The sequence below is a fragment of the Kitasatospora sp. NPDC036934 genome (assembly GCF_055608425.1).
In genome coordinates this window covers 217,889-236,532 of record NZ_JBVJQR010000003.1, presented here as the reverse complement: position 1 = coordinate 236,532, position 18,644 = coordinate 217,889, and the positions used below count along the sequence as shown (strand labels likewise).

Here is an 18,644-nt window from a genome sequence, read left to right as displayed (position 1 = left end):
GTTTGTCAGTGGCTCTGTGTAGGTTCCGTGGCGTCGGCGGCTCCGGGAGTCGGAGCGGTCGGTGCTGGTTCGCGCCGGCCGAGCGGGCCGGTGCGTCGAGTGGACGGAGGAACCCCATGGCTGTGCGGGAGACGGTGTACGAGGTGCTGGGCGTCGTGGCGGTGCGGAGCCGGCCGTCGGCGGGGCCGCGGGCGCTGCTGTTCGGCGGGCGCAGGTCCCGACCGGGTGCCGGGTACGGCCCCGGGGTCGGTGGGCGGGAGGACGGCGGACCGGGCGGGGCGTCGCCGCCCGGCGGCGGTCGGCCGCCTGGCGCGCGGGCCGGTGGATCCGGTGGACCGGGCGGGGGCGGTGCGCGGGGTCGGCGTGGCGGCCGGGCCCGGGGCGCGCCGCCGCAGCCGGTGGCCGTGGCGCTGGCTGCGGAGGCGACCGACTTCGCCGCGCTGGCCGGGTACGGGTTGTTCGGTGCGCTCGGGCACCGGGAGTACCTGCTGCGGGCGGAGGAGCAGCTGAGCGGCCTGCGCCGGCAGGGGCTGGAGGTGCACCTGCGGGTGCTGGAGGCGGCCGACTTCGAGGACTACTGCGCCGTGCTCGGGCTCGATCCGCGGGCCCCGGCCGCCCGGGTCGCGTACGCGGGGGATCCGGAGCTGGCCGGGGAGCCCTTCGTCTACGCGGGGGAGCCGCTGGCGGAGCTCCTCCCGTTGCTCGTGGACGACCACCGGGCGCGGGTGCGGATGTCCGTCGCCTGCGCGGCGCTGCTGGACGCGGTCGGCGACGACCTGGCGGGTCAGCGGCGGATGGCGGCGGTGATGCGGTACGTGACCTCGGTCTACCTGGCGCTGGCCGAGGGCGCGGGGGAGGGCTGCCACCTGCTGACGCTGCGCTGCCACGGGCCGGAGGACGGCGAGCAGCTCACCTCGGCGGTGGACCTCTGCGTGGAGGAGGGGCGGCTGCAGTCCGCCGGGCGGGATGCGGAGGCGTTCTGCGTCACGCTCGCGGCCGGGGTGGCGTCCGGCGGTGAGGGGGCGCTGCTGCTGCACGGCGATCCGTCCGTGCCTCCGCCTGGTGGGCTCCGGAGCGGGCCGCCGGGTGGGCCTCCTGGTCGGTTTCCGGAGGCTGCGAGGCCCGGGCCCGCGGTGCGGGGCTGGGCGCTGACGGGTGGGCGGCTGCGGCCGATGACCGCCCATGAGGTGTTCGACGAGCTGGCCGACGACGCGGCGCGCGGGCTGCCGTTCCCGCCCGGTGTGGTGCCGCAGCCGGGGTTCCGGTTGCCGGACTTCCCGGAGGCCGGGGCCGGAGGTGGGCCGCTGGGGTGAGCAGGGCGTTCGCGGCCTCGGCATCCACCATGCGGCGCTGGGGACTGTTCATCGACCGCCTGTTCGGGGAAGATCGGAGAAGATCAACAGCAGGAGCGCGCGGTACCCCACGCCGCCGCTCCGGTCGCTCTGCTCCGAACCGTGCTCCGCAGGTCCGGCGAGCCCGACACCGAGAGGGGGGCGCGCGGCATGAGCCGGATCGAGTTCACGGCGGAGATCGCCGAGTTGCTCGGGAAGGTGCGCCGACGTCCCACGGCGGGCTGGCCGTGGCGGCCGGGCGAGCAGGTGCCGGACGGGTTGCCGGTGAAGCAGTCCTGGGGGTGGCTGTTCGCCCCGGACGGGCGGGTGCTGACCCTGGTCAACCCCAAGGACGGGATCTGCTCGCTGCCCGGGGGCTCGCTGGAGCCGGAGGACGGCGGTGACCCGGCAGCCGCGCTGGCCCGGGAGGCGGGCGAGGAGGCTCAGGCCGTGATCGGCCGGCCGTACTACCTCGGCTACCTCTACGACCGGGTCGGCTCGGCGAACGGCGGGCACGAGTGCGCACGTGTCCGGATGGCGGCGGCGCTGCGGGCGGTCGGCCCCAGCGAGGCCGACCCGGCCTCGGGCCGGCACTACCGGCGGTTGCTGGTCGCGCCGGGGCTCGCCGTCGAGCTACTGGGCTGGGGCGAGCCCGGGCTGCGCCAGGCCCGGGCGGCCGTCGCCATGGCCGCCCACTGGCTCGGCGTGCCGGTCGCGGCGAACGAGACGATCGAGGAGCTGCCGGTCGAGGGCTGCACGGTCTTCCCCGGCCCCGCGTACCCGGGCGGCGGACGCGCCCCCGGGTGCTGAGTCCTACCCTGCCGGTCCCGGGTGCCGGGTCGCGCCCCCGGGCGCTGAGCCGTGCCCTCCCCGGCGCCGAGCCGCGCTCCCGGGTGCCGGGCTGCGCTCCCCGAGGCGGCCCGTCGCGCCTTCGAGTCGGCGCTGGCCCGCACCGCAGAACTGACGCGGCGACGGCCGCACGCTGACCAGCAGCTGACCAGCAGCTGACGGAGAGCTGACTTCTCGAAAGTTTATTGTCTACACGCGATGACCGATGCGCGTCGACATACACCCACACCCACCTGGGCGAACTCACGCTCCGTCGGGGCGTGTTCACTCTTCCGCTATCAGACGGTCCGTCAATGTCTTTGGCATGAGCGCTTCCCCGCGAGGCTACTGCCTGGTATCCCTTCTGTGACCCGCGTCATATCCAGGAGGTGCAATGCTCCGCCCTGCCCGTGTTCTGTCCATTGCCGCGATGGCGGCTGGTCTCACCATGACGACGCTCTTCACGGCGTCAGCCGCCAATGCGGCCGGCGTCAACTACGTCGCCCTCGGGGACTCGTACTCGGCCGGCGTCGGTGCCGGCAGCTACCTGAGCGACAGTGGTAGCTGCAAGCGCAGCACCAACGCCTACGCGTACCTGTGGAAGAACGCGCACAAGCCGTCCTCGTTCGCCTTCGTGGCGTGCTCGGGGGCGAGAACCGGCGATGTGCTCAACAGTCAGATCTCCGCGCTGAACAGCGGCACCACGCTGGTCAGCCTGTCGATCGGCGGCAACGACGCGGGCTTCGCCGACACCATGAAGACCTGCGTGCTGGGCTCCGACAGCGACTGCCTCGGCGCCGTCAACACGGCGAAGAGCTATGCGACGAGCACCCTGCCCGGCCAGCTGGACCGGGTGTACTCCGCGATCCACTCCAAGGCGCCGAACGCCCACGTCGTGGTGATGGGCTACCCGCACCTGTACAAGGTCGGCGGCGACTGCCTCTTCGGGATCAGCGACACCAAGCGCGCTGCCATCAACGGCGCCGCCGACGCGCTGGACGGCGTGATCGCCAAGCGGGTCGCCAACGCCGGCTTCACCTTCGGCGATGTGCGCGGCGTCTTCGCCGAGCACGAGATCTGCGGTTCGCAGGCCACCTGGCTGCACAGCACCACCCTGCCGATCGACGAGAGCTACCACCCGAACTCGGCCGGCCAGGCCAGCGGCTACCTCCCGGTCTTCAGCCGCTCCTGAGCGAGTCGGTTGCGGCGTTCGTCCGGTCACCCGGGCGGCGCCGTGCTGCCGTGCGTCGGCGCGCGCCCGCGCACGTCCTCGTGGGCGCGCGTTGCTCGGCGTGAACAAGCTTTTCCCCCAAGGGGGTTCAAGTCCATTGTTATTGACGGTTATTGACGGTCCGTCAATGACCTTGGCATGAACGCTTCCATGTTCGATTACCGCTTGGTATCCCTTTCTGTGACCCGTGTCACGCCTGGAGGTGCAATGTTCCGCCCTGCTCGTGCCCTCTCCGTCGCCGCGATAGCCGCCGTCCTCAGCATGACGACGCTCGTCACGGCCTCGTCCGCCAATGCCGCCGCCGTCAACTACGTCGCCCTCGGGGACTCGTACTCCGCCGGTGTCGGTGCCGGCAACTACCTGAGCGACAGTGGCAGTTGCAAGCGCAGCGCCAACGCGTACGCCTCCCTCTGGTCGAACGCCAACTCCCCGTCCTCCTTCACCTTCGTCGCCTGTTCCGGCGCCAGAACCGGTGACATCCTCAACAGTCAGATCTCCGCGCTGAACAGTGGCACCACGCTGGTCAGTCTCTCGGTCGGGGGCAATGACGCGGGCTTCTCCAGCACCATGAAGACCTGCGTGCTCAGCTCCGACAGTGACTGCCTCAACGCCGTCAACACCGCCGAGGACTACGCGACCAACACCCTGCCCGGCCAGCTGGACCAGGTGTACAACGCCATCCGCGCCAAGGCCCCGAACGCCCACGTCGTGGTCATGGGCTACCCGCACCTCTACCAGATCGGCGGCAGCTGCATCTTCGGCATCGGTGACACCAAGCGCGCCGCCATCAACGAGGCCGCGGACACCCTGGACGGCGTGATCGCCAAGGAGGTCGCCAACGCCGGCTTCACCTTCGGTGACGTGCGCGACATCTTCTCCGGGCACGAGATCTGCGGCTCGCTGGACACCTGGCTGCACAGCACCACGCTGCCGATCGACGAGAGCTACCACCCGAACGACTCGGGTCAGGCCAACGGCTACCTCCCGGTCTTCAGTCAGTCCTGAGGTATCAGCCGCAGCCGTCCGATCGAACTCCTGACGTAATGGCTGCTGCCGCCGCCCCTCCCGTGGCTGGGGAGGGGCGGCGGCACCGTCGCGTCAGCGGCCGGTCGGGGCCGGGTGCACCGGTGGGAAGGGGACGGCGGCGAGGGCCGGTAGCAGCTCGGCCTCCTCGTGGTCCAGGTGCGCCTCCAACTCGGCGGACATCCGGTCCAGTTCGGTGCGCAGCCGCTCCGGGTCGGTGATCTCGATCCCGGCCAGCAGCGCCACCAGTTCCTCCTTGATCCGCCCGATCTCCCGGTGCTGCTCGCCGAGCCGCTCCAGCACCCCGGCGAGTTCGGGGTGGCTGAGGGCCAGGGCCGGGAAGATCGCGGAGTCCTCCCCGGTGTGGTGGTGGGTGAGCCCCTCGCAGAACGCCAGGCAGTGCTGGCGCAGTTGGAGCCCCAGCCCGGCCGGTTTGCCGGGGGTGTGGGAGTGGGCCTCCGCCCGGACGTGCCGCAGCTGGGCCCGCAGCCAGCTGTGCGCCTCCAGCAACTTGTCGGCCAGGCTGCGCACTTCGCTCGGCCGGTCCGGCGGCGCCTCGGGTCGCTCCAGGGCGACCACCGGCAACTTCCGCTCGGTGTGCGCCTGGTAGTCGCCGTACCCGGGCGCCTCGCGGACGACGGCTGCGAACAGCCGCTCCCGGCGGGGGCCTTCGGCGGGCACGGCGATGGCGTCGAAGCTCTCGGTGCCCAGCTCGACCCGGACCACCGGGTGGGCCAGCAGATTGCGGTACCACTGGGGGTGTTCCGGCGCCCCGGCCGCCGAGGCGACGACCAGCACCAGCCCCTCGGATCGGACGAACCCGAGCGGTACGGTGTGCGGCCGCCGGGAGCGGGCCCCGGTGGTGGTCAGCAACAGCAGATTGCCGCCCTCGAACGGGCCGCCGACCCGGCCGCCGTTGGCGCGGAACTCTTCGATGACATTCTGATGGAAGGGCATGGACATGCGTGTGTGGTGAAGTCTCCTGGGATACGGGGGATTCGCGGCCACACACGGTGCCGGCACGGGAACGCGCGGACACCGCGGTGACCGCCTACGTCAGATCAGGGCAGCGGAGAAGGTACTCATCGCGCATCGTCCCTTTACACGTCAGGTGCTGGCTCGGTCGCCGGCCGGCCCACTGCTCTGTGGCCGACGCCGCGCTGCACGCCCCCATTAGAGCCGCGCCGCGGACAGCCTGTCAACGAGCATGATCGCGATCGGGGACCGAGCGGGTCGCCGCCCGGACCCCGGGCCGGAGCGAGGCGGGCCCAGTGGTCGCCGAGCGGAGGGCGGACAGTGGATGGCACCTGGCACCTGGCACCTGGCACCTGGCACCGGAGAGGTAACGGATGACAGCTGACAGATTTCAGCCAGTGAAATCTGTCAGCTGTCATCCATCCGCTCCCGGGAAGCGACGCCTGGGGGAGCGGGTGCCAGGCCACGAGCGTCAGCGTAGGTAGTCGACCAGGCCCGTCGGCTTGAGGCCGGCGGCCTCGGCGGCGGACAGGGCGCGGGGCAGGTCGGTGGCGAGGGTGTCGGTCCAGTGCATCAGGACCACGTCACCCGGCTGCAGCGGGCCCGGGTGCCAGATGTTGGAGGCACCCCAGCTGAAGTCCGCGTCGGCGGTCAGCACGGTGCGGATGCCGCAGTTGGCGGCGGCCTGCAGGGTGTCGGCGTTCCAGGAGAAGAACGGCGGGCGGAACACCACGGGCGCGGTGCCGAACAGCCGGGTCATCGCGTCGCGCGCGTCGCAGATCTCGACCTGCTGCTGGTCCAGCGGGAGCTTGCTGAGGTCGGAGTGCGAGACGCTGTGGTCCTGGATCGAGGACCCGGGCACGGCGGTGACCCGCTGGAAGAAGCCCGGGTCGGTGCCGGCCGGCATCGGCAGCGGGAAGGCGGTGATCGGCAGGTGGTGGTCGGCGATGAAGCGTTCCGCCTCGGGAGTGCGCTGCCAGCCGTCGTCCACGGTGAAGAAGACCACCTTGTCGGTGGTCGGGATCGAGCCGGCCGCCACCGCCGGGGCGGGCGCCGGGCCGTCGACCCGTACGTCGTCCACGGAGAACGGGCCCTGCTGGTACCAGCCGTGCACGTACAGACGGACGCTGTGGGCGTCCGGCCCGGTGGTGAACCGGGTGGTCAGCTGCTGCCAGCCGCCGGAGGTGGTCTCGGTCCAGGCGGGGGCGACGTCCCGGCCGGTGCCGGTGGCGCCCAGGTAGACGAACTTGCCGCGCACCCAGGCCGAGGCGGTGTAGGCGGTACCGGGCTGGACGGCGACGGTCTGGGCGCACTCGCCGGTGGAGTCGTCGTTCGCCGGGGTGACCGTGAGTGCCGAGGCGCCGGAGTGTGCGGCGGTGTTGGTGACGGCGGCTTCGGCCGGGCCGCCGGTGCAGTTCCAGCCGGGGATGCTGCCCCAGTCGGCGAGGTTGGGGGAGGGCAGCTCGAAGCCGGGGTTGGTGGCCAGGTTGACGGTCCCGGCCGCGGTGGCGGTGGCAGTGGCAGCAGCCGTAGCGGCCGGGACGGCGGATGCCGTGAGCAGGGCGACGGATACGGCCAGCGCGGACAGGCGCGTGAGCATCGACACGTGAGGACTCCAGCAGGTGGGGGCACGCCCGTGGGGAGGGCGTGAACGGGAATCTGGACCGTGGAACCAGGGCGCTCCCGGAGGGGCGGGAGCGGGTGGTGCTGGTGCGCCGCACTCGGACCGAAGAGCAACAATGGACTGGACCAATCAGCCCGTCAAGGGAACGACCGGTGAACCGCGTGGCGAACCATCCGTCCGCAAGCGGGACAAGACGGAACGTCAGAAAACGTTCCGCAAAGCCGGGTTCACGTGCGTCCCGAGGGTGGAGGCCGAGACGGGTCAGGAGAGGTACAGCTCCTCGATGTCCGTCGAGTAGTGCTCCGTGATCGCCGTCCGCCGTAGCTTCAGCGAGGGGGTCAGCAGCCCCTGCTCCAGACTGAACTCCCGGGGCAGCAGCCGGAACGCGCGGATCGATTCGGCTCGCGAGACCGCCGTGTTGGCCGCCGCCACCGCGCGCTGGATCTCGATGTGCAACTGCTCGTCGGCGAGCACCGCCCAGGCGTCCAGCTGCTCCCGGCCGCTGGTCTTCAGCCAGTGCGCGAGCGCGTCCGGGTCGAGCGTGATCAGGGCCGCCACGTACGGGCGGTCGTCGCCGACCACCAGGCACTGGGAGACCAGCGGGTGCGCCTCGACCCGCTCCTCCAGGACCGCCGGGGCCAGGTTCTTGCCGCTGCTGGTGACGATCAGGTCCTTCTTGCGGCCGGTGATGGTGAGGTAGCCGTCCTCGTCGAGCCGGCCGAGGTCGCCCGTGCCGAACCAGCCGTCGATCAGTGATTCCGCCGTGCACCGCGGGTGGTTGAGGTAGCCGCCGAAGACCGATCCGCCGCGCACCCACACCTCGCCGTCGTCCGCGATCGCCACCGAGGCGCCCGGCACCGGCTGTCCGACGGTGCCGAGCTTCTGCCGTCCGGCCGGGTTGGCGGTGATCGCGGCGGTGGTCTCGGTGAGGCCGTAGCCCTCGTAGAGCTGAAGTCCGGCGCCGGTGAAGAAGAGGCCCAACTCCCGCCGCAGCGCCGATCCTCCGCACATCACGGCGCGCACCCGCCCGCCGAGCACGGCACGCAGCCGCGGGTAGACCGTCCGTTCGTAGGCGAGGTGGCGCAGCCGCAGGGCCGCGCCGGGGCCGGGGCCGCGGCCGAAGGCCTTCTGCTCCCGGGCGGTCGCCCAGTCGACGGCCACCTGCCGGGCCTGCTCGAAGAGTTCGCTGCGCCCGGCGTCCTCGGCGGCACGCCGGGCCCGCTGGAAGATCTTCTCGAAGACGTACGGGACAGCGTGCAGGAAGCTCGGCCGGAAGCTCTCCAGGGCGGGCAGTAACGCGTCGGTGGACACCTCGGGGATGTGGCCGATCCGGAAGCCGCCGCGGACCGCCGCGATCTGCACCGCCCGCCCGTAGACGTGTGCCAGCGGCAGGAACAGCAGGGTGGCGGGCTGGCCGCCGCCGGTGTCGCGGAGTACGTCGCCCCAGCCGGCGAGCAGGGAGTCGGCCTCGGCGGCCAGGTTGGCGTGGGTGATCAGGCAGCCCTTGGGGCGTCCGGTGGTGCCGGAGGTGTAGACCACGGTGGCGATGTTGGCGGCCGCGACGCCGAGCCGCTGGCGGTGCACCAGGGCGTCGGGGACGTCCAGGCCGTCCTCGGTGATCGCGGCGACGCAGTCGCGGTCGAGCTGCCAGATCCCGGTCAGGTCTGGCAGGGCGTCGCAGACCGCGCCGACGGTCATCGCGGCGTCCTCGTCCTCGACCAGGCAGGCCACCGCCTGGGTCTCGGCGAGGATCCAGCGCACCTGCTCGGTCGCGGCGGTGGGGTAGACCGGGACGGTGATCGCGCCGATCGACCAGAGTGCGTAGTCGAACAGCGTCCACTCGTAGCGGGTGCGGGACATCAGGGCGACCCGGTCGCCGTAGCGCACGCCCCGGGTCAGCAGGCCCTTGGCGAGGGCGAGCACCTCGTCCCGGAACTCCCGTGCGGTGACGTCCTGCCAGCTCCCGTCACCGGTGCGCCGGGACAGCTGGACCAGGTCGGGGGTGCGGTCGGCGGTGTCGTACAGGGAGTCGGCGAGTCCTCCGGTGGCCTCGGGCCCGGCCGGGGCAGGGGTGGTGAACTCGCGCACGGTCCTCCCCAGTTCGCTTCGCGCGGCGCTGTCTGCCGACCCGGCGCACGGGCACCGGGGTGGCGGCGCCCGGTCGCGCGGGGTGGAGCGAAACTATCGGATCGCCCTGTCACTGCCCAGGGTTGTGACGGTGACGCGACGAGATCGGCACCGGTCCGTAGGGATGGTGTCGCAGCTGGGGAGGAACCGAGGAGACGGCCGGGCCGGGTGGAGCGGACCGGGACCGGCTCCTGACGTGTCCGGGGCAAGGTGGGGAAGTGGAGGGTTCGACCCTCGAACGTGTGGTCAGGGCGTAGTAGAGTCTCGCAGACCTGTGGCCGGGCGGCTTCCGACGCCCCCTCCCCAGGGCTCCCCGAAGTCCCGCCGAACCCGCCGTCCCCAGCACCCCGAAAGCCCGCCCGAACCGCTCCCCGTCCGCGCCTGGCACTTCCGACCGAGGACTCCATGCGTCTGCGCAGCAGCTCGATCCGCGCGAAGATCATCGCGCTGCTCCTGGTGCCCATCGTCGCACTCATCGCCCTGTGGGTGTACGCGACGCTCGCCGCCACCGGGGACGCCTGGAACCAGCTGGAGATCAGCCGTACGTACAAGGAGTACGGGGCGGCCGTGGACCAGTACACGGGCGACCTGCAGAACGAGCGCCGCGCCGCCGTCCAGCACCTGGCCGATCCGAATTCGCCGGTCGCCCGGGACGCCTTCGAACGTGCCACCACCGCCACCGACCGCAGCCTCGCCGCGCTCCGGCAGAAGAAGGACGGCGCCGGCGACCGGCTCTCCGCCGCCCAGCGGGCCCGCCTGGTACAGATCACCGCCGCCGCCGACCAGCTCGGCCCGCTCCGGGCGCAGGTCGGCCGCCTCGCGCTCAACTGGGAGTTCGCGCTCGGGCAGTACAGCGACCTGGTCCGGCCGGTGTTCGGCTTCCGGTCCGCATACGTCGCCCGGCAGAGCGGCCAGCTCCCGCGCCAGGGCACCATCCTGATCGAGCTGGTGCGCGCCCGCGAGTACCTGGCCCAGGAGGACGCCGCGATGGAGGGCCTGCGCACCGGCGCGGCCCGGCCCACCGCCGAGCAGTACCAGACCGCGCTGGACGCCCTGCACAACCAGCAGGCGCTGTTCACCGTCTACATCGCCGAACTCGAACCCGCCGACCAGGCCGACTACGTCGCCCTGCGCGGCGGCGAGGCCTGGGGCGCGCTGGCCCGCGCCGAGGCCGACTTCGTCGGCGCCGGCGGCCCCGACCGGGTGGTCCAGGCACTCAACGGCGACAACTGGCGGGAGACCGCCGACCACTCGCTCGGCGACCTCTCCTCGATCAACTCCCGGATCAGCGCCGGACTGGACGACCGCGGCCGCTCCGCGGCGATCGCCGCGCTGTGGCGCGGCGGCATCGCCGGCGCCATCGGCCTGGTCGCCGTCGTGCTGTCGGTGATGATCTCCTTCCGGATCGGGCGCGGGCTGGCCCGCGAGCTGATCGGCCTGCGCAACGCGGCCAACGAACTCGCCAGCACCCGGCTGCCCTCCGTCATGCTGCGGCTGCGCCGCGGCGAACCGGTGGACGTGGCCGCCGAGGCGCCCGAACTGCACTTCGGCCAGGCCGAGATCGGGCAGGTCGGCCAGGCCATCAACGCCGTCCAGCGGGCCGCCGTGGAGGCCGCGGTCGAGCAGGCCGAACTGCGCCGCGGCGTCGCGGCGGTGTTCGTCAACCTGGCCCGGCGCAGCCAGGTGCTGCTGCACCGCCAGCTCACCCTGCTCGACACCATGGAGCGCCGCACCGAGGATCCGGCTGAGCTGGAGGACCTCTTCAAGGTGGACCACCTCACCACCCGCATGCGCCGGCACGCAGAGGGCCTGATCATCCTGGCCGGCGGCTCGCCCGGGCGGGCCTGGCGCAAGCCGGTCCGGATGGTGGACGTGGTCCGGGCGGCGGTCGGCGAGGTCGAGGACTACGCCCGGGTGATCGTCCGGCCGTTCCCCGGCACCGGCCTGCTCGGCAGCGCCGTCGCCGACGTCACCCACCTGATCGCCGAACTCGTCGAGAACGCCGCGGTGTTCTCCCCGCCGACCACCCAAGTCACCGTCCAGGGCGAGGTGGTGGCGCACGGCTTCGCGCTGGAGATCGACGACCGGGGGCTCGGACTGGGCGAACAGCTGCTCGCCGAGATCAACGAACGCCTCACCGTGGAGCAGGAGTTCGACCTGGCCGACACCGACCGGCTGGGACTCTTCGTGGTCAGCCGGCTCGCCCGGCGGCACGGCATCCGGGTCCACCTGCGACCGTCCCCGTACGGCGGGACGACGGCCGTGGTGCTGATCCCGCGCGAGCTGCTGGCGGAGGCGCCGGACGGCCTGCCGGAACCGCCCGCCGCGGGGACCGGGGGCGCGGGGCGTCGGCCGGTGGGCCGGGCGACCGGACGGACGGCGGGGCGGCGTGACCTGGTCGCGGTGCCGGACACGGCTCCCGATGGTGCGGGTTCGGAGCCTTCCTCGGCTGCGTGGTCGGGGGCGGCGTCGGGTTCGCCGTCGGGTTCAACGTCGAGTGCGTTGCCGGGTTCGGCGCCGACGGAGGGCACGGGCGGGCGGCACCGGGGGGCCGGCGGTCCGCGGCCGTCCGTTCCCGAGGCGGGGCGTACGGTCAACGGGCTGCCGCGCCGGGCCTCGCGGCCCAAGGGCGGGCCGGTGCTGGTGCCCGGGCCGGGGGCGGACGCCGAGGGCGGCGCGGGGACGGGACGGCACCGCCGGGAGGCGGCGGAGGCCGCGGCCGCCGCGGCCGACTCGGCACCGGCTCCGCCGGAAGCCGTTCCGGTGGACGCCGCTTCGGTCGACGCCGTGCCGGTGGGTGTCGCTCCCGTGGACGCGGCTCCCCGGACGCCGGGTGGTCTGCCCCGGCGGGTCCGGCAGGCGAACCTCGCGCCGCAGCTCAAGGAACAGGCCAGGGAGCGACTTCGCGGCCAGAGCGGGTCCGAGGACCGCGCCGGACGGTCGGCGGCGGGCACGGACGGCGCGCACGGCGCGGAGGCGGCCGAGGCCAGGGAAGCCCGGGAGCGTTCGCCGGAGGAAGCCAGGGCCACCTTCGCCTCGTTCCAGCGCGGCTTCACCCGTGGGCGTGGGACCACCGTCCCGGCGGAGGGGGGCGCTCAGAACCAGGGCGCCCAGAACCAGGGCGCGCAGGACCGGGGCGCGCAGGACCGCGCCGCCCGGCCCGCGGCCGTACCGGCCTGGCAGCCGCCGGACCCGTCCCGGCGGGCGATCAGCCCCGCACCCGCCCCGGCAGCGCTGCCCGCGCCCGCGCCCGGCGACGCCGCCCGCGCGCCGCTGGCCCGCCGGATCCCGCCGGGCCAGCCGGTGCGGCGGAACCCTGCGGCCGTCCCGGCCGTACCACAAGTGACACCCGCAGTACCCGCAGAACCCGCAGTACCCGCAGTACCCGCAGTACCCGCAGTACCCGCAGTACCGGCAGTGCCCGCACCGCCCGCAGGACCCGTGACACCCGCAGTGCCCGCACCAGCCGCAGGACCCGCAGCATCCGCAGTGCCCGCACCACCCGCTCCAGCGGAAGGAACTGATTCATGACCACTCCGACGCAGCCGTCCGGGGACCTCAACTGGCTCCTCGACGACCTGGTGGGCCGTGTCGCGGCCCTGCGGCACGCGGTGATCCTCTCCAGCGACGGGCTGGCCACCGGCGCCTCGCGCGACCTCGACCGGGAGGACGCCGAGCACCTCGCCGCCGTCGCGGCCGGGTTCCACAGCCTGGCCAAGGGAGCCGGCGGGCACTTCAAGGTCGGCGGCGTCCGGCAGACCATGGTGGAGCTGGACGAGGCGTTCCTGTTCATCACGGCCGCCGGCGACGGCAGCTGTCTGGCCGTGCTCAGCGAGGCCGAGGCGGACATCGGCCAGATCGCCTACGAGATGGCCCTGCTGGTCAAGCGGGTCGGCGAGCACATGGCCGCCGAGCCGCGCACCGAAACCGCCGCGCCGAGGGGCTGAGCGGTCCGATGGCGGATCCGAAGGCGGACGGTCCGGGCGGCCCGGCGGGGCTCGACGGCCCGGCGGCGCTCTACGACCCGACCCCCGCGGTGCCGGAGGGCGCGGCCGGGGGCGGGGGCGAGGGCGCCGAGTCGGGGCAGGACGCGCCGGACGGTGCCGAGGTCGACCTGTTCCGGCCGCGTACCCCGGTCGACGACCGGTGGTTCGACGACGAGGCCGGCCCGGTGGTGCGGCTCTACTCGATGACCCGGGGCCGCACCCGGCCGGTCGAGGAGGGGCTGTTCGACCTGATCTCGCTGGTCACCGCCAAGGAACCCGGGCCGGACGCGGGGGCCGTGCCCGCGCACGTCCTCGACCCGGAGCACCAGACCCTGCTGGCCTGGTGCCGCCGCGAGCCGCTGTCCGTCGCCGAGCTCGGCTCCTACACCGACCTGCCGGTCAGCGTGGTGCGCGTCCTGCTCGGCGACCTCTACGACGCCGACCTGATCAGCGTCACCCGACCCGTTCCGCTCGCCGAGCTGCCGGACGAGCGCCTGCTGCGAGACGTGATCAATGGACTCCGTGCGCTCTGACGCCACCCCGCCGAGCACTGCGCCGAACGCCTCGCCGAACCCCTCGCCGAGTACGCTGCCGGGCGCTTCGCCGAGGCCGGGCGGGAGCACCAACGACCCGCGCTGGCGCGGTGGTCCGGCCGTGGCGGTGAAGATCCTGGTGGCGGGCGGCTTCGGGGCGGGCAAGACCACCCTGGTCGGCTCGGTCAGCGAGATCAGGCCGCTGCGCACCGAGGAGGAACTGAGCGAGCTGGGCCGCCCGGTGGACGACACCTCGGGCGTGGAGGCCAAGCGCACCACCACGGTGGCGATGGACTTCGGCCGGATCGACCTGCGGCCCGGACTCGCGCTCTACCTGTTCGGCACGCCCGGACAGGACCGGTTCTGGTTCGTCTGGGACGAGTTGGCGCGCGGCGCGCTCGGCGCCGTGGTGCTCGCGGACACCCGGCGACTGGCCGACTGCTTCCCCTCGGTGGACTTCTTCGAGCAGCGCGGCATCCCGTTCCTGGTCGCGGTCAACTGCTTCGACGGCACCGAGCGGTTCACCCCGGACGAGGTGCGGGACGCACTCGACCTGGACCCGGAGATCCCGGTGGTGCTGTGCGACGCCCGGCTGCGGGAGGACGGCAAGGAGCTGTTGGTGGCGCTGGTCGAGCACGCCGCCGCCCTCCGCCACCGGGCCGCCGCGCGCTCCTGAGGCCCCGTGGGATCGCCGCCGGTCAGGGGCCCTTCGTGCACCCGACGTCTCATTCGGTGGTCCACATGTCGGACGGTCGATGTGCGGAAGGTTGCCTAGACGGGCTGGGGCGTGGAAGGCTCTGTGGACGTGAGCCGTCCCGGTCATGCCGTCGGGAGGGTTGGGAACGTCCCGTTTCCGCCGGTCCGTTCGGGCCGGTGGCAGCACGAGGCAGGACGAAGGGGGAGGGCAGCAGGATGACCGTCGACCAGCGACGCAGCACCGCCGTGCCCGGCCCCGTCATGCCGGCGCTCACCCTCCGCCGCTACATCGACCACGCGCTGATCTGCAGCGCCTGTTGTCGCTGACCGGTCCCACCCCACCCCGGTACGTACCCGGCACCTGCGGCCCGCACCCGGCCGTCCGTGCGACGTGCCACCGACCCCGTCGACCAGGCCGTAGCGGACCGCCCGTCAGGTGCGCCCGCCACCGACCGATCCGGCCCCGCCTTGCGGAGAAACCAACCAGTGAACATCGTCTGCCCCAGCAATCCCCCCGGCATCGCCGGCCGTTCCGGTCCGTCCGAGCCGGCTCCCGCGATGGGCGCGGGTCCGCGGACCGGACGGTGGAACGGACGCGCCGACCGCGCTGACCGCGACCGCGCTGACCGCGACCGCGCTGACCGCGACCGCGCTGACCGCGCCCGCGCTGACCGCGCCCGTGCCGACCGCGCCGGCCTCACCACGGACGGCCGACGGGGTCGTCCCGACCTCGAACCGTTCTGGCCGTCGCGGCAGCCACACCTGTTCGATCAGACGTGTCCGGGCTCGCCCAGCGCGTCCCGGCCCTCCGCCCGCTGAACCAGGTTCCACCCGGTCCAGCCCGGCAGTACGCCCGGTCGACGCGCAGACGACTCCACCCCGTCCGTCACGCGCGAAATGAGCGGCACACCATGTCTTCCTCCTCCACGGCCACCCTGCCCCTGCCCACCACGACCCCGCACCTGCGCGCGGTCCGGTCCGTTCCTCCGGTCTCCGCCGTACCCTCCGGCGTTCCGGTCTCCTCCGTCATCGGGGCGCCCCGCCCGGGGGCGACCCCGGCCGTCGGACCGCACCCCGGCGCGGTGGCACCGCCGGCGCCCGCCTCGCTGCTCGCCGCGCTACCGGAGGGGGCAGCCGTGGTCGCCGCCCTGCCGCAGGGCCTGCTGCCCCAGGGGCTGCTCGCCCAGTACGGCGCGCAGCCCGGTGCCGCCGCCGGACACCCGATGGTCGGGTACCTGGTGCTGGTACCGGCCGAGCACCCGGCCGCGCCGGTCGGCCTGCCCGGGGCGGTCGCCCAGGGAGCCGCACCGGGCGCCGCGTCGGCCTCAGCTTCGGGTGCTGCGGCGGGCGCCCGGCCGGTCCGGCCCGCCGGGCGCGGCATCAGCGTCGACGCCGAGCGGCGCAACGCCTACGTCGACGGGCGGCTGCTCGACCTCACCTACCTGGAGTTCGAGCTGCTGGCCCACCTCACCGAGCATCCGCAGCGGGTGCACACCCGGGACCACCTGGTCTCGGCGGTCTGGGGCTACGGCCACGTCGGTGACGGCCGTACCGTGGACGTGCACGTCGCCCGACTGCGCCGCAAGCTCGGACCGGCCTACCGGGACTCGATCGTGACGGTCCGTCGGGTCGGTTACAAGTACACGCCCGCCAACTGATCGCCTGATTCGGTCGGTTCGGTCGGCCGGCTGGTCGACGGGCCGCCCCCAAGGCCGCTGCCGCCGCAGCGGGTTGTCCGTTCGCTCCGCGAACAGGCCTCTTGCTGCGGCGCGTCGGCGTTCCCTTGACGCACTGATCTCGCGGTCGGGCCACACCGGTCGAACCCGCCGGCCGCCGTGGCAGCAGGAGGATGGCGAGGGCTCGGCGCAGGTCCGGGCGTGGCTCAGGGATCAGTCTGTCCTGCTCCAGGAGCCTGGCGCTGACCAGCGTGCGGGCCGGCCGGTGCGCCGTGGACACCGCCCGGCCAGGGCGCGGGCCGTCCAGTGCGCGCCAACAGCAAACAACTGACAGATGACAGCTGACAGATTTCGAAATCTGTCAGCTGTCATCTGTCGGCCACCCCGGCCGCGCCCCAGCCCTCAGGCGCTCAGCCGGTCGATCTCCGCCAGCTCCTCCGCCGTCAGCGGCCCGGCGGCCAGCGCCTCGAGGTTCTGGTCGAGCTGGGCCACGCTGCTCGCCCCGATGATCACCGAGACCACCCGCGGGTCCCGCAGCACCCAGCTCAGCGCCAGCTGAGCCAGGGTCTGCCCGCGCCCCTCGGCGACCTTGTTCAGTGCGCGCAGCTGCTCCAGCTTCGACCCGGTCAGCACCCCCTCGGTGAGGAACTTCCCGACCGACATCCGGGACCCGGCAGGCACCTGCCCGGAGAGGTAGCGGTCCGTCAGCAACCCCTGGGCGAGCGGGGAGTAGGCGATCAGGCTGGTCTGGGTGTCGCCCACCGCGTCCAGCACGCCGCCTCCCTCCACGGACCGGTTGAGGATCGAGTACGCCGACTGGTTCATCAGCACCGGCGTGCCCAGCTCGCGCAGGATCGCCACCGCCTCCCGGTGCTGCTCCGCCGGGTAGTTCGAGACCGCCGCGTACAGCGCCTTGCCCGAGCGCACCGCGCTGTCGAGCGCCCCCATCGTCTCCTCGATCGGGGTGTCCGGGTCGTAGCGGTGCGAGTAGAAGACGTCGACGTAGTCCAGCCCCATCCGGCCCAGCGACTGGTCCAGGCTGGCCAGCAGGTACTTGCGGCTGCCGCCGTTGCCGTACGGGCCGGGCCACATGTCCCAGCCGGCCTTGGTCGCGATGAACAACTCGTCGCGGTACGGCCGGAAGTCCTGCGCGAACAGGTAGCCGAAGTTGCGCTCGGCGCTGCCGTACGGCGGCCCGTAGTTGTTCGCCAGGTCGAAGTGGGTGACGCCCCGGTCGAAGGCCCGGCGCAGCACGGCTCGTTGCACGTCCAGCGGCTGGGCGTCACCGAAGTTGTGCCAGAGCCCCAGGGAGATGGCGGGCAGCTGGACGCCGCTGCGGCCGGCCTTCCGGTAGGTCATCGAGGCGTAGCGGTCGTCCGCGGCGAGGTAGCTCATGCCGGACATCTTGCCAGCCGGTCCGGCCCGGGCAAGCCCTTGCCCCGCCTCCGATAACTGCTCATCGTCGCGGACGTCCGCCTGGGGCCGCCTGGGGCCGGGCGGGGTGGCCCTCGGCTGCCCGGCCCCGGCTAGGCCCTCGGCTGCCCGGTACGGTGAGCCGCTGTTCTCCGTCAACTCATGCCACCCACTGGCGAAGTGCCGGTCCCTGGTGGAGCGCTGCCGCAGGAGCTGGGAGCAACTGGAGCTGTTCGCTGGCCAGATGGCCCGGTGATCCGGCGCGAGTGGCCCTGACCGCCCGCGCGAGCGGAATGCCGCCCCCGCCCGCGCGAGCTCAACGGCCCTGACCGCCCGCGCGAGCGAAACGCCCCTCCCCGCCCGCGCATTGCGCCGCGCACCCCCTACTCCGCGTGATGCCCGCCACCGTCCGTGACGTGACGTGCGCCACCGGCCGGGGCGGAATGCCCTTGGGTGGCACGGGGGATGACGAACGGTCGAGGGGCCGTGGCCGCCGGGGGGCGGCGCACGGCCCTCGGGCTTCTCCGGCCTTCCTGTCGAACCCGTCGAACCCGTCGAACCTGTTGAGTCGCGCTGCGGGTCAAGGTGAATCCCTTCCCTCTGTACCTACTGGTATGTACAGTGGTGGCATGACCACCCAGGACCGCCTCATCGAGAGCACCCAGGCCCTCCTCTGGGAGCGCGGCTACGTCGGCACCAGCCCCAAGGCCATCCAGCAGCGCTCGGGCGTCGGCCAGGGCAGCATGTACCACCACTTCGCCGGCAAGCCCGACCTCGCCGCCGCCGCCCTGCGTCGCAGCGCCGAGCAGATGCGGGGCATCGCCGAGGCCGACTTCGCCGCCCCCGGCACTGCGTACGACCGGATCGCCGCCTACCTGCACCGCGACCGCGAGGTACTGCGCGGCTGCCGGATGGGCCGGATGGCCCAGGATCCGGACGTCGTCGCCGACCCGCAGCTGCGCGCCCCGGTCGAGGAAACCTTCGACTGGCTGCGCGGCCGGATCGCCGAACTGGTCGCCGAGGGCCAGGCGCACGGCGAGTTCGCCTCCGACCTCGACCCGGCGGACACCGCCGCCGCCGTGGTCGCCGTCGTCCAGGGCGGCTACGTGCTGGCCCGCGCCGCGGACAGCGCCGCACCCTTCGAACAGGCCGTCCGCGGCGCCCTCGGCCTGCTCGCCGCTCACCGCCGGGTCTGACGGAT

At 73.2% G+C, this 18,644-nt stretch carries 14 protein-coding genes; 10 read left to right on the top strand and 4 right to left on the bottom strand.

Annotated features, from left to right (window positions below):
- Positions 1–404 precede the first annotated feature (404 nt).
- From ACZ7BZ_RS06145 to ACZ7BZ_RS06130, 4 genes are all read left to right on the top strand, one after another.
- Positions 405–1,313, top strand: a complete 909-nt coding sequence (locus ACZ7BZ_RS06145) for a hypothetical protein (protein ID WP_470357320.1) — start codon at positions 405–407, stop codon at positions 1,311–1,313.
- 189 nt (positions 1,314–1,502) lie between these two features.
- Positions 1,503–2,141 (top strand): NUDIX hydrolase, encoded by a 639-nt coding sequence (locus ACZ7BZ_RS06140; protein WP_470357319.1) that lies wholly within the window; start codon positions 1,503–1,505, stop codon positions 2,139–2,141.
- Between the two features lie 448 nt (positions 2,142–2,589).
- Entirely contained in the window at positions 2,590–3,351 is a 762-nt protein-coding gene (locus tag ACZ7BZ_RS06135; protein ID WP_470357318.1) for an SGNH/GDSL hydrolase family protein, read from the top strand.
- Positions 3,352–3,597: 246 nt separating this feature from the next.
- Positions 3,598–4,395 (top strand): SGNH/GDSL hydrolase family protein, encoded by a 798-nt coding sequence (locus tag ACZ7BZ_RS06130; RefSeq protein ID WP_470357317.1) that lies wholly within the window; start codon positions 3,598–3,600, stop codon positions 4,393–4,395.
- 93 nt (positions 4,396–4,488) lie between these two features.
- Here ACZ7BZ_RS06130 and ACZ7BZ_RS06125 read toward each other — a convergent pair whose 3' ends face one another.
- The 3 genes from ACZ7BZ_RS06125 to ACZ7BZ_RS06115 form a co-directional block, all read right to left on the bottom strand.
- Positions 4,489–5,376 carry a nitroreductase/quinone reductase family protein gene (locus ACZ7BZ_RS06125; RefSeq protein WP_470357316.1) on the bottom strand — a complete coding sequence of 296 codons (888 nt, stop codon included), beginning with the start codon at positions 5,374–5,376 and terminating at the stop codon, positions 4,489–4,491.
- 484 nt (positions 5,377–5,860) lie between these two features.
- Entirely contained in the window at positions 5,861–6,988 is a 1,128-nt protein-coding gene (locus ACZ7BZ_RS06120; RefSeq protein WP_470357545.1) for a polysaccharide deacetylase family protein, read from the bottom strand.
- Between the two features lie 285 nt (positions 6,989–7,273).
- Positions 7,274–9,100, bottom strand: a complete 1,827-nt coding sequence (locus ACZ7BZ_RS06115) for an AMP-dependent synthetase/ligase (protein ID WP_470357315.1) — start codon at positions 9,098–9,100, stop codon at positions 7,274–7,276.
- Positions 9,101–9,544: 444 nt separating this feature from the next.
- Here ACZ7BZ_RS06115 and ACZ7BZ_RS06110 point away from each other — a divergent pair, with 444 nt between their 5' ends.
- The 5 genes from ACZ7BZ_RS06110 (at position 9,545) to ACZ7BZ_RS06090 (ending at position 16,012) form a co-directional block, all read left to right on the top strand.
- A complete protein-coding gene (locus ACZ7BZ_RS06110) occupies positions 9,545–12,670 on the top strand; it encodes a sensor histidine kinase (protein WP_470357314.1) in 3,126 nt (1,041 codons plus the stop codon).
- Positions 12,667–13,086 (top strand): roadblock/LC7 domain-containing protein, encoded by a 420-nt coding sequence (locus ACZ7BZ_RS06105; protein ID WP_465747834.1) that lies wholly within the window; start codon positions 12,667–12,669, stop codon positions 13,084–13,086. The genes ACZ7BZ_RS06110 and ACZ7BZ_RS06105 overlap by 4 nt, the downstream gene beginning before the upstream one ends.
- Positions 13,087–13,253: 167 nt before the next feature.
- Complete coding sequence (locus ACZ7BZ_RS06100; RefSeq protein ID WP_470357544.1) at positions 13,254–13,658, top strand: DUF742 domain-containing protein; 405 nt, start codon at positions 13,254–13,256, stop codon at positions 13,656–13,658.
- Between the two features lie 121 nt (positions 13,659–13,779).
- Positions 13,780–14,334 carry a GTP-binding protein gene (locus ACZ7BZ_RS06095; protein ID WP_470357313.1) on the top strand — a complete coding sequence of 185 codons (555 nt, stop codon included), beginning with the start codon at positions 13,780–13,782 and terminating at the stop codon, positions 14,332–14,334.
- Positions 14,335–15,265: 931 nt separating this feature from the next.
- Positions 15,266–16,012 carry a winged helix-turn-helix domain-containing protein gene (locus ACZ7BZ_RS06090; RefSeq protein WP_470357312.1) on the top strand — a complete coding sequence of 249 codons (747 nt, stop codon included), beginning with the start codon at positions 15,266–15,268 and terminating at the stop codon, positions 16,010–16,012.
- Between the two features lie 420 nt (positions 16,013–16,432).
- Here the strand turns inward: ACZ7BZ_RS06090 and ACZ7BZ_RS06085 are convergent, their stop codons facing one another.
- Positions 16,433–17,425 carry an aldo/keto reductase gene (locus tag ACZ7BZ_RS06085; RefSeq protein WP_470357311.1) on the bottom strand — a complete coding sequence of 331 codons (993 nt, stop codon included), beginning with the start codon at positions 17,423–17,425 and terminating at the stop codon, positions 16,433–16,435.
- 647 nt (positions 17,426–18,072) lie between these two features.
- Here ACZ7BZ_RS06085 and ACZ7BZ_RS06080 point away from each other — a divergent pair.
- Positions 18,073–18,639: a TetR/AcrR family transcriptional regulator gene (locus ACZ7BZ_RS06080; protein WP_470357310.1), complete on the top strand. Its 567-nt coding sequence runs from the start codon at positions 18,073–18,075 to the stop codon at positions 18,637–18,639.
- The last annotated feature ends 5 nt before the right edge of the window (positions 18,640–18,644 follow it).